This window comes from Pseudomonas sp. F220, from assembly GCF_057813935.1.
On the sequence record NZ_JBVASJ010000004.1, the window covers coordinates 152,082 to 166,529 of the forward strand.

12 protein-coding genes are annotated in these 14,448 nt (G+C 57.7%); 11 read left to right on the top strand and 1 reads right to left on the bottom strand.

What is annotated here, in order from left to right; translation table 11 throughout:
* Nucleotides 1–30: 30 nt before the first annotated feature.
* Nucleotides 31–1,287 carry an NADP-dependent isocitrate dehydrogenase gene (gene icd / locus ACZYSM_RS05985; RefSeq protein WP_489069826.1) on the bottom strand — a complete coding sequence of 419 codons (1,257 nt, stop codon included), beginning with the start codon at nt 1,285–1,287 and terminating at the stop codon, nt 31–33.
* A 493-nt stretch (nt 1,288–1,780) separates the two neighbouring features.
* On the opposite strand from icd, the gene ACZYSM_RS05990 reads away from it, so the two are divergent.
* From ACZYSM_RS05990 to ACZYSM_RS06040, 11 genes are all read left to right on the top strand, one after another.
* Complete coding sequence (locus ACZYSM_RS05990; RefSeq protein WP_489069828.1) at nt 1,781–4,027, top strand: NADP-dependent isocitrate dehydrogenase; 2,247 nt, start codon at nt 1,781–1,783, stop codon at nt 4,025–4,027.
* Nucleotides 4,028–4,275: 248 nt separating this feature from the next.
* Entirely contained in the window at nt 4,276–4,722 is a 447-nt protein-coding gene (locus tag ACZYSM_RS05995) for an NUDIX hydrolase (RefSeq protein WP_489069829.1), read from the top strand.
* 59 nt (nt 4,723–4,781) lie between these two features.
* Nucleotides 4,782–5,915, top strand: a complete 1,134-nt coding sequence (gene mnmA / locus ACZYSM_RS06000) for a tRNA 2-thiouridine(34) synthase MnmA (protein WP_489069830.1) — start codon at nt 4,782–4,784, stop codon at nt 5,913–5,915.
* Complete coding sequence (hflD, locus tag ACZYSM_RS06005) at nt 5,912–6,535, top strand: high frequency lysogenization protein HflD (RefSeq protein ID WP_489069831.1); 624 nt, start codon at nt 5,912–5,914, stop codon at nt 6,533–6,535. Before mnmA ends, hflD begins: the two co-directional genes overlap by 4 nt.
* Nucleotides 6,536–6,662: 127 nt before the next feature.
* Nucleotides 6,663–8,033: an adenylosuccinate lyase gene (gene purB, locus ACZYSM_RS06010; protein ID WP_489069832.1), complete on the top strand. Its 1,371-nt coding sequence runs from the start codon at nt 6,663–6,665 to the stop codon at nt 8,031–8,033.
* Nucleotides 8,034–8,116: 83 nt separating this feature from the next.
* Entirely contained in the window at nt 8,117–9,283 is a 1,167-nt protein-coding gene (locus ACZYSM_RS06015; protein ID WP_489069833.1) for a ribosomal protein uL16 3-hydroxylase, read from the top strand.
* Nucleotides 9,276–9,701, top strand: a complete 426-nt coding sequence (locus ACZYSM_RS06020; RefSeq protein WP_489069834.1) for a GNAT family N-acetyltransferase — start codon at nt 9,276–9,278, stop codon at nt 9,699–9,701. Before ACZYSM_RS06015 ends, ACZYSM_RS06020 begins: the two co-directional genes overlap by 8 nt.
* A gap of 244 nt (nt 9,702–9,945) precedes the next feature.
* Nucleotides 9,946–10,743, top strand: coding sequence for a secretin N-terminal domain-containing protein (locus tag ACZYSM_RS06025; protein WP_489069835.1), 798 nt, complete (start codon nt 9,946–9,948; stop codon nt 10,741–10,743).
* A gap of 513 nt (nt 10,744–11,256) precedes the next feature.
* The gene (gene aceA, locus ACZYSM_RS06030; protein WP_489069836.1) at nt 11,257–12,582 is read left to right on the top strand and encodes an isocitrate lyase; all 1,326 of its coding nucleotides are present in this window, start codon (nt 11,257–11,259) and stop codon (nt 12,580–12,582) included.
* A gap of 698 nt (nt 12,583–13,280) precedes the next feature.
* Nucleotides 13,281–13,694 (top strand): NADH-quinone oxidoreductase subunit A, encoded by a 414-nt coding sequence (locus tag ACZYSM_RS06035; RefSeq protein WP_007905050.1) that lies wholly within the window; start codon nt 13,281–13,283, stop codon nt 13,692–13,694.
* 10 nt (nt 13,695–13,704) lie between these two features.
* On the top strand, nt 13,705–14,379 hold the full coding sequence (locus ACZYSM_RS06040) for a NuoB/complex I 20 kDa subunit family protein (protein ID WP_489069838.1): 675 nt from the start codon (nt 13,705–13,707) through the stop codon (nt 14,377–14,379).
* Nucleotides 14,380–14,448 lie beyond the last annotated feature (69 nt).

Here is a 14,448-nt window from a genome sequence, read left to right on the forward strand (position 1 = left end):
CGGCCGGTTTTTTGCTTAGCGCGGATCAGCTCACATGTGAGAGATCAAAGCATCGCCGAACGCGGAAGAAGACAGCAATTTAGCGCCGTCCATCAGACGATGGAAGTCATAGGTCACGGTTTTGGCCGAGATAGCGCCGTTGGTGCCTTTGATGATCAGGTCAGCCGCTTCGGTCCAGCCCATGTGGCGCAGCATCATTTCAGCAGACAGGATCAGCGAACCCGGGTTCACCTGGTCTTTGCCAGCGTACTTTGGAGCGGTACCGTGGGTGGCTTCGAACATGGCGATGGTGTCGGACAGGTTGGCACCTGGCGCAATACCAATACCGCCCACTTCGGCCGCCAGGGCATCGGACAGGTAGTCACCGTTCAGGTTGAGGGTCGCGATCACATCGTATTCAGCCGGGCGTAGCAGGATTTGCTGCAGCATGGCGTCGGCGATGGCATCTTTGACGATGACGTTCTTGCCGGTTTTAGGGTTCTTGAACTGCATCCAAGGCCCGCCGTCGAGCAAGGTAGCGCCGAACTCTTCAGCCGCCACTTCGTAGGCCCACTCTTTGAAGGCACCTTCGGTGAACTTCATGATGTTGCCTTTGTGCACGATGGTCAGCGAGTCGCGGTCATTGTCAACCACGTACTGCAGGGCTTTGCGCGCCAAACGCTTGGTGCCTTCCAGGGAAACCGGCTTGATGCCGATGCCACAGTTCTGGTCGAAACGGATTTTAGTAACACCCATTTCGTCTTTCAGGAATTTGATGACCTTGATCGCTTCTGGCGAACCGGCTTTCCACTCGATACCGGCATAAATATCTTCTGAGTTTTCACGGAAAATAGTCATGTCGACGTCACCTGGTTTTTTGACCGGGCTAGGCACGCCTTCGAACCAACGTACCGGACGCAGGCACACGTACAGGTCCAGCTGCTGGCGCAGAGCAACGTTCAGGGAGCGGATGCCACCACCCACTGGAGTGGTTAGCGGGCCCTTGATGGAAACGACGTAGTCTTTAACAGCGTCCAGAGTTTCCTGAGGCAACCAGGTGTCCTGGTCATAGACCTGAGTAGCCTTCTCGCCGGCGTAGACTTCCATCCAGGAGATTTTACGATCGCCGCCGTAAGCTTTCTTAACAGCAGCATCGACAACCTTGATCATGACCGGGCTGATATCGACGCCAATACCATCACCTTCGATAAAAGGGATGATCGGGTTATTAGGAACATTGAGAGAATGGTCTGCGTTGACGGTGATTTTGTCGCCGACTGCAGGAACCTGAATCTTCTTGTATCCCATGCTGAACTCCGTTGTGTGGATTGAACATCTGGCTGCGCAGGAGCGTAACCCAGTTAAATCTGGACGGGAACCTTATGTTCCATACATCCAGGGCCGAACCTATACCCTTTGCTGCTTACAAGTCTGAAAGCAAAGGGAAAACCGACAAAGTTCAGTACTGAGACGACCAGTGTACGGCGACACCCGAACGCGATCCTTTAGACCAATGGATGTCATCTCAAATACGCGACCTATCGTCGCAACACTAAAGACCTATGTATAATGCGCCGGTGACCACAGAGTCACACTGGCTGACCTGTCTGGAATGAGACTTTCAAGCCCGAAAAGGCTGAGTTGTTACCGCGACCCAGCCGCCTGACGTTCGACTGATGCACCCAACATCACCGCGAAGAAACCTCGACTTTCGGCTCATGGATGACTTTGAACGAAAGCGCCTATCCCGCGCATCTCGAGATTCCGAACACGCCTAGCAAAGAAGAGAGTTAATCCGAATATGCCCACCCGTTCGAAGATCATCTACACCTTTACCGACGAAGCCCCCGCCCTCGCCACCTACTCACTGCTACCCATCATCGAAGCCTTCACGGCCTCCGCTGATATCTCGGTGGAAACCCGCGACATCTCTCTCGCAGGACGCATTCTGGCCAGCTTCCCCGAGCAACTGGGCGCAGGCAAAGCAGTGCCGGATCACCTCGCCGAGCTGGGCGACCTGGCCATCACGCCCGAAGCCAACATCATCAAGCTGCCGAACATCAGCGCCTCGGCTCCACAGCTCCAGGCGGCGATCAAAGAACTGCAAGCCCAGGGTTTTGAACTGCCGGACTATCCGGAAACCGTGACCAGCGATGCCGACAAGAGCGTCAGGGCGCGTTACGACAAAATCAAAGGCAGCGCCGTGAACCCGGTTCTGCGCGAAGGCAATTCTGACCGCCGCGCGCCACTGTCGGTCAAGAACTACGCCCGCAAGCACCCGCACAAAATGGGCGCCTGGAGCGCGGACTCCAAGTCCCACGTCGCTCACATGAGCGCTGGCGATTTCTACGGCAGCGAAAAAGCGGCCCTGATCGACGCCAAAGACAGCGTTAAAATCGAACTGATCGCTCGGGATGGCAGCACCACCGTCCTGAAAGAAAAAACCGCCGTGCAAGCCGGCGAGATCCTCGATTGCGCCGTCCTGAGCAAAAAAGCCCTGCGCAGCTTTATCGCCACTGAAATCGAAGACGCCAAGAAACAAGGCGTTCTGCTGTCGGTTCACTTGAAAGCGACCATGATGAAGGTCTCCGACCCGATCATGTTCGGTCAGATCGTTGCCGAGTTCTACAAAGACGCCCTGGCCAAGCACGCTGACGTGCTGGCACAGATCGGCTTCAACCTGAACAACGGCATCGGTGACCTGTACGCTCGCATCAAGGCCCTGCCGGCCGAGCAGCAAGCCCAGATCGAAGCCGACATCCAGGCCGTCTACGCCGCGCGCCCGGCGCTGGCCATGGTCAACTCCGACAAAGGCATCACCAACCTGCACGTACCGAGTGACGTGATCGTCGACGCTTCGATGCCGGCCATGATCCGTGACTCCGGCAAAATGTGGGGCACCGACGGCCAACTGCACGACACCAAGGCCGTCATCCCGGATCGCTGCTACGCCACCATCTACCAGGCGGTTATCGAAGACTGCAAGCAACACGGCGCCTTCGATCCGACCACCATGGGCAGCGTGCCAAACGTTGGCCTGATGGCGAAAAAAGCCGAAGAGTACGGCTCCCACGACAAAACCTTCCAGATCAAGGCCGATGGCGTTGTTCAGGTCACCGACGGCGCTGGTCGCCTGTTGCTGCAACAGGAAGTGGAAGCTGGCGACATCTTCCGTATGTGCCAGACCAAAGACGCACCGATCCAGGACTGGGTCAAACTGGCTGTCAACCGCGCTCGCGCGAGCGACACCCCAGCCATTTTCTGGCTGGACCCAATGCGTGCCCACGACGGCGCGGTGATCGAGAAAGTTCAGGCTTACCTGAAGGATCACGACACTTCGGGCCTGGACATCCGCATCATGTCGCCTGTTGACGCCATGGCGTTCACGCTGGCCCGCACCCGCGAAGGCAAAGACACCATCTCGGTCACCGGCAACGTGCTGCGCGATTACCTGACCGACCTGTTCCCGATCATGGAACTGGGCACCAGCGCCAAGATGCTGTCGATCGTTCCGCTGATGAATGGCGGCGGTCTGTTCGAAACCGGCGCCGGCGGCTCCGCGCCGAAACACGTCCAGCAACTGCTCGAAGAGAACTTCCTGCGCTGGGATTCGCTGGGTGAGTTCCTGGCGCTGGCGGCTTCCCTCGAGCACCTTGGCACCACCTACAACAATCCGAAAGCCCAGGTACTGGCCAAGGCCCTTGATCAGGCCACCGGTCAATTCCTGGACAACAACAAGTCGCCTGCACGCAAAGTCGGCAACATCGACAACCGCGGCAGTCACTTCTACCTGGCGCTGTACTGGGCTCAGGCCCTGGCTGCCCAGACTGAAGACGCTACGCTGCAGGCGCAATTCGGCCAGCTTGCAAAGAGCCTGACCGAGAACGAGGCGACCATCGTTGCCGAGCTCAACGCCGTTCAGGGCAAACCAGTGGAAATCGGTGGTTACTACTACGCCACGCCAGCACTGATCAGCAAGGCCATGCGCCCTAGCGGAACCTTCAACGCAGCGATCGCTGCGCTGGTTTCCGACAACCTGGCTGCCTGATAGCGCTGCACTGAAACACCAGAACCCCGGCCCCGTGCCGGGGTTTCTGTTTTTGGCTTGCGCTCTTTGCTCTTTGTAGGAGCCGAGCTTGCTCGCGATGCAGGCGACGCGATGTGTCTGTTGCACCGAGGTGATGCCATCGCGAGCAAGCTCGACTCCTACAAGGACCAGTGCTCACCCGGATATTGCGGGCGTACCGATCCGCGTTCGCTTTATGATGGCCTTCTCCCCCAAGGCAGAGCATTCCTATGGATTGGCAACCCCACATCACCGTCGCCACGATCATCGAAGACCAGGGCCGTTTCCTGATGGTCGAGGAACTCGCGGACGGACGAGCGGTACTCAATCAGCCAGCCGGGCATCTGGATCCAGACGAAAGCCTGATCCAGGCGGCCATCCGCGAAACCCTGGAAGAAACCGGCTGGGACGTCGAACTGACTGGTGTCATCGGCATCTACCTCTATACCGCTCCGAGCAACGGAGTGACCTACCAGCGCGTATGCTTTGCCGGTAAACCGCTACAGCATCATGCCGATTATCAGTTGGATGACGGCATTATCGGCCCGCGCTGGCTAACCCGAGACGAACTGCTGGAACAGCGCCCATACTGGCGCAGTGAGCTAATCATCCAGTGCATCGACGATTATTTGGGCGGCAAGTTGCACAGTCTCGAGCTGATCCGTCCTTCTCTTTAGCCTTGCAGGCTCCAGCCTGCTAGAATCGCGTCCTTTTTCAAGACACTCATTGAATCCCTATGCGTGATCCAGCTCCTTCTGACACACAAAAGAAGCGCGTTATCGTCGGCATGTCCGGCGGCGTGGACTCTTCCGTTTCCGCCCTTCTGCTGATCGAGCAGGGATACCAGGTGGAAGGCCTGTTCATGAAGAACTGGGAAGAGGACGATGGAACGGACTATTGCACCGCCATGGACGACCTGGCCGACGCTCAGGCCGTTTGCGACAAGATTGGCATCAAGTTGCACACCGCCAACTTCGCTGCCGAGTATTGGGACAATGTGTTCGAGCACTTCCTGGCCGAATACAAAGCCGGCCGCACGCCGAACCCGGACATCCTCTGCAACCGCGAAATCAAGTTCAAGGCATTCCTCGACTACGCACTGATGCTCGGTGCCGACCTGATCGCCACCGGCCACTACGTGCGCCGTCGTGACATCGATGGCCGCACCGAGCTGCTCAAAGGCCTGGACCCGAACAAGGACCAGAGCTATTTCCTGCACGCCGTCGGCGGCGAGCAGATCGCCAAGACCCTGTTCCCGGTCGGCGAACTGGAAAAGCCTGCCGTTCGCGCGATTGCCGAGAAACACGAACTGGCCACCGCAAAGAAAAAGGACTCCACAGGAATCTGCTTTATCGGCGAACGTCGTTTCAGCGACTTCCTCAAGCAGTACCTGCCAGCGCAGCCGGGCGAAATCAAAACCACCGAAGGCGAAGTGATCGGCCGTCACAGCGGCTTGATGTACCACACCATCGGTCAGCGCCAGGGCTTGGGTATCGGCGGCCTGAAAGATGCCGGTGAAGAGCCGTGGTACGTGTTGATCAAGGACCTTGAGCACAACGAGCTGATCGTTGGCCAGGGCAATGACCACCCATGGCTGTTCTCCCGCGCCCTGCTCACCTCGGACATCTACTGGGTCAACCCGGTCGACCTGAGCACGCCGCGCAAGCTCACCGCAAAGGTCCGCTACCGTCAAAGCGACCAGCCTTGTACGCTGGAAAAAACCGCCAACGGTTATCGTGCAATCTTTGACGACCCGCAGCGCGCAGTCACGCCAGGCCAATCCGTGGTGTTCTACGACGGTGAAATCTGCCTTGGCGGCGGCGTCATTGAAGTGGCCGAGCCCTGGAGCAGCAAGGACCAGCGCGCATGAGCCCGACTCAGGAGCAACTAACAGCCTTGGGTGGTGTATTTCTCGCAGCGGTCCTGGTCGACAAAATCGCCAAGACCGGCCAGGTTACTGAGGCCGGCCTGAGCTGCATGCTTGGCAGCCTGCTGATTCGTGATCCGAAAGACACCCTGGAAGTCTATGGTGGCGACGACATCAATCTGCGTGAAGGTTATCGCGCACTGATCGGCGCACTGGAGCGTGACCCCAACACCTTGCAACGGGAACCGCTGCGTTATGCGCTGTCGATGCTCGGTCTCGAACGGCAACTGGCCAAGCGTGACGACATGCTTGAGATCATCGGCAAACGCTTGCCGCAGATTCAGTCCCAGGTCGAGCACTTCGGCCCGGCTCACGAAAACGTGGTGGCTGCCTGTGGCGCGCTGTATCAGGACACCTTGAGCACCTTGCGCCAGCGCATCCAGGTGCACGGCGACATGCGCAACCTGCAGCAGCCAAGCAATGCCTCGAAAATCCGCGCCCTGCTGCTGGCCGGTATCCGCTCGGCACGGCTCTGGCGCCAACTGGGCGGCCATCGCTGGCAGCTAGTGGTCAGCCGACGCAAATTGCTTAAAGAGCTTTACCCGCTGATGCGCAGCAGCTGAATCGCGCCTGCAACACCGTTTTGTAGTTTGTTACGCGTAAGACGCTGGTCAGTTGGCAACGGACCAGCGGTTTTTTTCATGTATGATACGCGCCCCATTTCGTTGCCCGACTGTCCGAGAACACCCTATGCAGCTCTCTTCGCTCACTGCGGTTTCCCCTGTTGACGGCCGCTACGCCGGCAGAACCCAGGCCCTGCGCCCAATTTTCAGCGAATACGGTCTGATCCGTTTTCGCGTCATGGTTGAAGTGCGCTGGCTCCAGCGCCTGGCCGCTCACCCAGCCATCACCGAAGTTCCGGCGTTCTCCGCCGAAGCCAACGCGGTATTGAATACCCTGGCTGAAAACTTCTCTCTGGAGCACGCCGAGCGCGTCAAAGAGATCGAGCGCACCACCAACCACGACGTCAAAGCCATTGAGTACTTGCTCAAAGAGCAAGCGGCCAAGCTCCCAGAGCTGGCCAAGGTCAGCGAATTCATCCACTTTGCCTGCACCAGCGAGGACATCAATAACCTGTCCCACGCCCTGATGCTGCGCGAAGGCCGCGATGAAGTCATGCTGCCACTGATGCGTCAAACCGCTGAAGCCATCCGCGAGCTGGCCATCCGCTTCGCCGACGTGCCGATGCTGTCGCGCACCCATGGCCAACCGGCTTCGCCGACCACCCTGGGCAAAGAACTGGCCAACGTGGTTTACCGTCTTGAGCGTCAAATCGCCCAGATCGCTGCCGTTCCGCTGCTGGGCAAGATCAATGGCGCTGTCGGCAACTACAACGCGCACATCTCGGCCTACCCGGAAATCGACTGGGAAGCCAACGCCCGCGCCTTTATCGAAGATGAGCTGGGTCTGGGCTTCAACCCGTACACCACGCAAATCGAGCCGCATGACTACATCGCCGAGCTGTTCGACGCTATGGCGCGCTTCAACACCATCCTGATCGACTTCGATCGCGATATCTGGGGTTACATCTCCCTGGGCTATTTCAAACAGCGCACCATCGCTGGCGAAATCGGTTCCTCGACCATGCCGCACAAGGTCAACCCGATCGACTTCGAAAACTCCGAAGGCAATCTGGGTATCGCCAACGCACTGTTCCAGCATTTGGCGAGCAAGCTGCCGATCTCCCGCTGGCAGCGTGACCTGACCGACTCCACCGTTCTGCGCAATCTCGGTGTCGGCTTCGCTCACAGCGTTATCGCTTACGAAGCAAGTCTCAAAGGAATCAGCAAGTTAGAGCTCAATGCTCAGAAGATTGCTGCAGACCTGGATGCGTGCTGGGAAGTCTTGGCCGAACCGATCCAGACGGTCATGCGTCGCTACAACATCGAGAACCCGTACGAAAAGCTGAAAGAGTTGACCCGTGGCAAGGGCATCAGCCCTGAAGCGCTGCAAACTTTCATCGACGGCCTGGAAATGCCCGACTCCGCCCGTGCCGAGCTGAAAAAGCTCACCCCGGCCAATTACATCGGTAATGCCGTGGCACAAGCCAAGCGCATCTGACCGCTCGTAATACATTTAGACGCCCGGCAGCGCCGGGCGTTTTTATTCCCGTCTGAAAAGTGCTTTTTTTCAATAGGTTACACATGAATCCTGATATTCCTCTTCAACTTCTGGGCGGCATCACTGCACGGGAATTCCTGCGCGACTACTGGCAGAAAAAACCGCTGCTGATTCGCCAGGCAATTCCTGACTTCGAAAGCCCGATCGATGCCGACGAACTGGCCGGCCTGGCGCTGGAAGAAGAAGTCGAATCGCGCCTGGTCATCGAGCACGGCGAGCGTCCATGGGAATTGCGTCGCGGCCCGTTCGCCGAAGACGAATTCAGCAAATTGCCTGAGCGCGAATGGACCCTGCTGGTACAAGCGGTCGACCAGTTCGTGCCGGAAGTTGGCGAATTGCTGGAACATTTCCGCTTTCTGCCGAGCTGGCGCATCGACGACGTGATGATCAGCTTCGCTGCGCCTGGCGGCAGCGTGGGTCCGCACTTCGATAACTACGACGTGTTCCTGCTGCAAGGCCACGGCAAGCGCAACTGGAAGATTGGCCAGATGTGCGATTCCGAGAGCCCGCTGCTCGAGCACGCCGACCTGCGTATTCTTGCCGACTTCCAGGCGACCGACGAGTGGACTCTGGAACCGGGCGACATGCTGTACCTGCCGCCACGCCTGGCCCACTGCGGCGTAGCTGTCGACGACTGCATGACCTACTCGGTGGGCTTCCGTGCCCCGAGCGCCGCCGAAGTGCTGACCCACTTCACCGACTTCCTCAGCCAGTTCCTGCCTGACGAAGAGCGCTACACCGATGCTGACGCTACCCCTGTCAGCGACCCGCACCAGATCCAGCACGACGCCCTCGACCGCTTGAAAGGCCTGCTGGCCGAGCACATGAGTGACGAACGCCTGTTGCTGACCTGGTTCGGCCAGTTCATGACCGAGCCGCGCTACCCGGAACTGGTCGTCGGCCCTGATCTTGAAGAAGATGATTTGCTCAGCAGTCTCGAGCAAGGCGCAGTGCTGATTCGCAACCCGAGCGCACGCCTGGCGTGGTCGGAAGTGGACGAAGACCTGTTGCTGTTCGCCAGCGGCCAGAGCCGTCTGCTGCCAGGCAAGCTGCGCGAGCTGCTGAAAATGGTCTGTGCCGCCGATGCGCTGCACAGCGACAACCTCGGTAGATGGTTGGCCGACGAAGATGGGCGCAACCTGCTCTGTGAACTGGTCAAGCAAGGAAGCCTGGGGTTTGCCGATGAATAAGATTCACGTACGTGTCGCAGACTGGCAAAAGGATAACGCCGAGATCCGGCGCATTCGTGAAGCGGTGTTCATCGCCGAGCAATCCGTTCCGCCAGAACTTGAATGGGATGCCGACGACGAAAGCGCCGTGCATTTCCTCGCCTACGAAGGCGATTTTCCGATTGGTACCGCACGCCTGCTGCCCGATGGGCATGTCGGTCGGGTCTCAGTACTCAAGGACTGGCGCGGACTGAAGGTCGGCGATACGTTGATGCAGGCAGTGATCGGCGAAGCCGAGAAGCGTGGCCTGAAGCAGCAAATGCTCAGCGCGCAAGTTCAGGCGACGGCTTTTTACGAGCGCCTGGGCTTCACCATCGTCAGCAGCGAGTTCCTTGAAGCAGGCATTCCGCACGTTGATATGGTGCGCGGCACGGCTTGAGGCCGCGCCGCTCCCATCGCGAGCAAGCTCGCTCCTACAGTGGATTTGCGTCGTATCGCGATTTTGTGATCGACGAAAGTCAACTGTAGGAGCGAGCTTGCTCGCGATAGCGGCCTCCAGAACACCACAAAACGCCCCGTCATCCTCCGATGCCGGGGCGTTTTGCTGTCTAGGATTCAACTTGCCCCACTCCAGGCCGACAAACTGGCAATATCAAGCCTCTTGAACGCGGAGATAAACGGACATGTCCCTACGCACCCTGCTCACTACGCTGCTACTGACCTGCACTTTTTCGGTCTTGGCCGCCACCGAGATCGTGCCGCTAAATTACCGCACTAGTGCCGATCTTCTGCCTGTAGCGCAGAACTTCATCGGCAAGGACGGCAAAGTCAGCGCTTATGACAATCAGCTGATCGTCAACGCCGAACCTGAAAAGATCGAGGAGCTGCGCGCCTTTCTCGCGCAACTGGACACAGCGCCGAAACGCCTGCTGATCACTGTCGACACCAACGAAAACAACCAGCAAGACAACACCAATCAGCAGACGCAGATCATCACCTACAGCACCGACAGCCGCGAAGGCGGGATTCAGCAGGTCCAGACCAGCGAAGGCACACCCGCCCTGATCCAGGTCGGCCAGAGTGTGCCGCTGACCAGCACCCAGACCGATGCCTACGCCAGCCTGCCAAACCAGACCAACACCGCCACCCCCCCGCAAAATCCGGCCAACAACTACGCCCACCTGCAAAGCCAGACCCAATACCGCAACGTCACCCAGGGTTTCTACGTCACAGCCAGCGTCACCGGAGATATCGTTCACCTCAATATCAGCACCAATCGCGACCGTATGAGCCAGGAACGTCCCGATGTAGTGAACGTGCAAAGTACCGACACCACCGTCAGCGGCCGCCTCGGCGAATGGATCACCCTGGCCGGGGTCAATCGCCAGACACAGGCCGATAAACAGGGGCTTGCACGCAGTTACTCGACCCAGGGCCGGGATGACATGACCTTGCGCGTGAAAGTCGAAACTTTGGACTAAAGCACCAAAAACTGACTGATTAGTCGTATTAGACCAAAGATGTAGTGCCTTAAAAAACGCACTACAAAACATTTGACGGGTTAAAAAAGCAGAGGCATGATGGCCCCGCTCCCGCTGATCAGAGGCCCTGGAAAGGGCTTTCGAATCGCCGCTCTAACTTACCCACCTGAGCCGATTCGTGTCTGTACCGCCCACAAGGCAGTTTGACGAGGTTGCGACTGGAACGAAGTTGTCCCGAGGGACGGAAGCGTAATTAGGTAGACCGGCAACACACTGATGATCGTATAAAGGCCCACAATGCCCGAATGCGCCCAACAGCACGCCCTTACCTGCTCACCTCCATTCTCGAGCCCATCGTTCACCCGTCGCCTTCCCCGCCGAACCCGACTTGACCACCTAAGCTTCCGGTCAGCGAGCAGCCATCTACGCAACCTGTCAAACCTGCGTATCTGGCAGCACGAATTTTCCACCCAAGAACGACTTTTCATACAAGACGCGACGAGGTTTATCTCCATGGCACTGACACGCGAACAGCAAATTGCAGCCCTCGAAAAAGACTGGGCTGAAAACCCACGCTGGAAAGGCGTGACTCGCGCTTACTCCGCTGCTGACGTCGTCCGTCTACGTGGCTCGGTTCAGCCTGAGCACACCCTGGCACGTATGGGCGCCGAGAAGCTCTGGAACCTGGTTACCCAAGGTGCCAAGCCGTCCTTCCGTCCTGAGAAAGATTTCGTCAACTGCATGGGCGCCCTGACCGGTGGCCAGGCTGTTCAACAAGTCAAAGCCGGTATCCAGGCGATCTACCTGTCGGGCTGGCAAGTCGCTGCAGACAACAACTCTGCAGAATCGATGTACCCAGACCAGTCGCTGTACCCGGTCGACTCCGTTCCGACTGTTGTGAAGCGCATCAACAACTCGTTCCGTCGTGCCGACCAGATCCAGTGGAAAGCCGGCAAGAACCCAGGCGATGACGGCTACATCGACTACTTCGCACCGATCGTGGCTGACGCTGAAGCCGGTTTCGGCGGCGTACTGAACGCCTACGAGCTGATGAAAAGCATGATCGAAGCAGGCGCTGCCGGCGTTCACTTCGAAGACCAGCTGGCTTCCGTGAAAAAATGCGGCCACATGGGCGGCAAAGTACTGGTTCCTACCCAGGAAGCGGTACAGAAGCTGACCGCTGCCCGTCTGGCGGCTGACGTTGCCGGTACACCGACCATCATCCTGGCCCGTACCGACGCCAACGCCGCTGACCTGCTGACTTCCGATTGCGATCCATACGACAAGGAATTCGTGACTGGCGAACGTACGCAGGAAGGCTTCTACAAAGTGCGCGCCGGCCTCGACCAGGCTATTTCGCGCGGCTTGGCCTACGCGCCGTACGCCGACCTGATCTGGTGCGAAACCGCCAAGCCGGATCTGGCCGAAGCTCGTCGTTTCGCCGAAGCGATCAAAAAGGAATACCCGGACCAACTGCTGTCGTACAACTGCTCGCCTTCCTTCAACTGGAAGAAAAACCTGGACGACGCGACCATCGCCAAGTTCCAGCGCGAGCTGTCCGCCATGGGTTACAAGCACCAGTTCATCACTCTGGCCGGCATTCACAACATGTGGCACAGCATGTTCAACCTGGCGCACGACTACGCCCGCAACGACATGACCGCTTACGTGAAATTGCAGGAGCAAGAGTTCGCTGACGCCGCCAAGGGTTACACCTTCGTGGCTCACCAGCAGGAAGTCGGCACCGGCTACTTCGACGACATGACCACCGTGATCCAGGGTGGCTCGTCTTCGGTTACCGCACTGACCGGCTCCACTGAAGAAGAACAGTTCCACTGATTGAGTTCGCACCCTGAGCAAACGGCCATTCCAGGCTGTATAGAAAGCTAACTGGGATGCCGCACATCTGACGCCCCGACTGGTTCGGGGCGTTTTTTTTGCGCGCAATCTTCCCAAATGAAAAATTAACTCAGTCCCGCGATCCTGCGTTCGAGCGCGAAGCGGTCGTAAACCAAACGACACGGTTTTGCAGGTTAACCGGGTGTGCCGATTCTGCGACCGCTTCGCGGCCGAACGCGGGCTCGCCAGCTGCTACAGGAAAGCACGCTTCGTCAGCGGCTACCCATGCGCACAAAAAATTGATCCAGAACGGTATTTCGACCCACAAAAAATGTTAAAACGGCCGAGCTCGCAACTTGCAATAGAGGGTATGTAAGTGCAACTTCTCAGCCATCACCCCGAATAACAGTTTAAAAACCCTCTCAAACAATATTGATTATCATTTAGCGAGGGAACTGTTCGTTACAACTCCCACAAAACATAATTAGCAAAACCCCGCCTAATGCCCGCAACGTATGGGCTGCGGGGGCCCGGAGGCACGCTATGTCCTTATTTCAATAAATAATTTCGCTACAGAAAATTTACTTGCCCGGTGTTTAGCCATAAAATCAGCGGGATTGATTGCGCTGCGACATATCGTCACTGCTTTATTTCTATTCAAGCTCAGAGACCTTTGCTCTCTGTTAAGGATTACCAGCATGCCCGAAGCGACAGGACTCATGGCCCACAACTGGGGCTTTGCCATTTTCCTTCTGGGTGTCGGCGGCCTTTGCGCCTTCATGCTTGGTGTTTCCAGCCTGCTTGGCTCCAAAGCCTGGGGCCGCAGCAAAAACGAACCGTTCGAGTCCGGCATGCTACCCACCGGTGGCGCCCGCTTGCGGCTCTCAGCCAAATTCTATCTGGTCGCGATGCTCTTCGTGATCTTCGATATCGAAGCCCTCTTTCTCTTTGCCTGGTCTGTGTCCGTCCGCGAAAGCGGCTGGACCGGATTCGTCGAAGCTCTCGTTTTCATAGCAATTCTGTTGGCAGGCCTTGTCTACCTATTTCGAGTGGGCGCCCTTGATTGGGCTCCGGAAGCTCGTCGCAAGCGGCAAGCGAAGCTGAAACAATGAGGCTTTGGCGATGCAATACACTCTCACCAAGATCGACCCGGATGCTCCTAACGAGCAGTACCCGATCGGTGAACGGGATACCGTTTCCGATCCGTTAGAAGATCAAGTCCACAAAAACATCTTCATGGGCAAGCTCGAAGACGTGCTGAACAGCACGGTCAACTGGGGGCGTAAAAACTCCCTGTGGCCGTACAACTTCGGCCTTTCGTGCTGCTACGTGGAAATGACTACCGCCTTCACGGCGCCCCATGACATCGCACGCTTTGGCGCCGAAGTTATCCGGGCATCACCGCGTCAGGCGGATTTCATGGTTATTGCCGGAACCTGCTTCATCAAGATGGCGCCGATCATTCAGCGTCTCTACGAGCAAATGCTCGAACCGAAGTGGGTTATCTCCATGGGTTCGTGCGCCAACTCCGGTGGCATGTACGACATCTATTCCGTCGTTCAAGGGGTGGATAAGTTCCTGCCCGTGGACGTCTACGTGCCTGGCTGCCCGCCCCGCCCTGAAGCTTTTCTGCAAGGCTTGATGCTCTTGCAAGAGTCGATTGGCCAGGAGCGTCGCCCACTTTCCTGGGTCGTTGGTGATCAAGGCGTTTACCGCGCCGAGATGCCGTCGCAAAAGGAACAGCGCCGTGAACAGCGTATTCAGGTAACCAACCTGCGCAGCCCCGACGAAGTCTGATCCAGCTCTGTTCTTACAAAGAAACAAGAAACTGGCTTCATTCTTTACGTTGACCGAAAGCGATAAAAA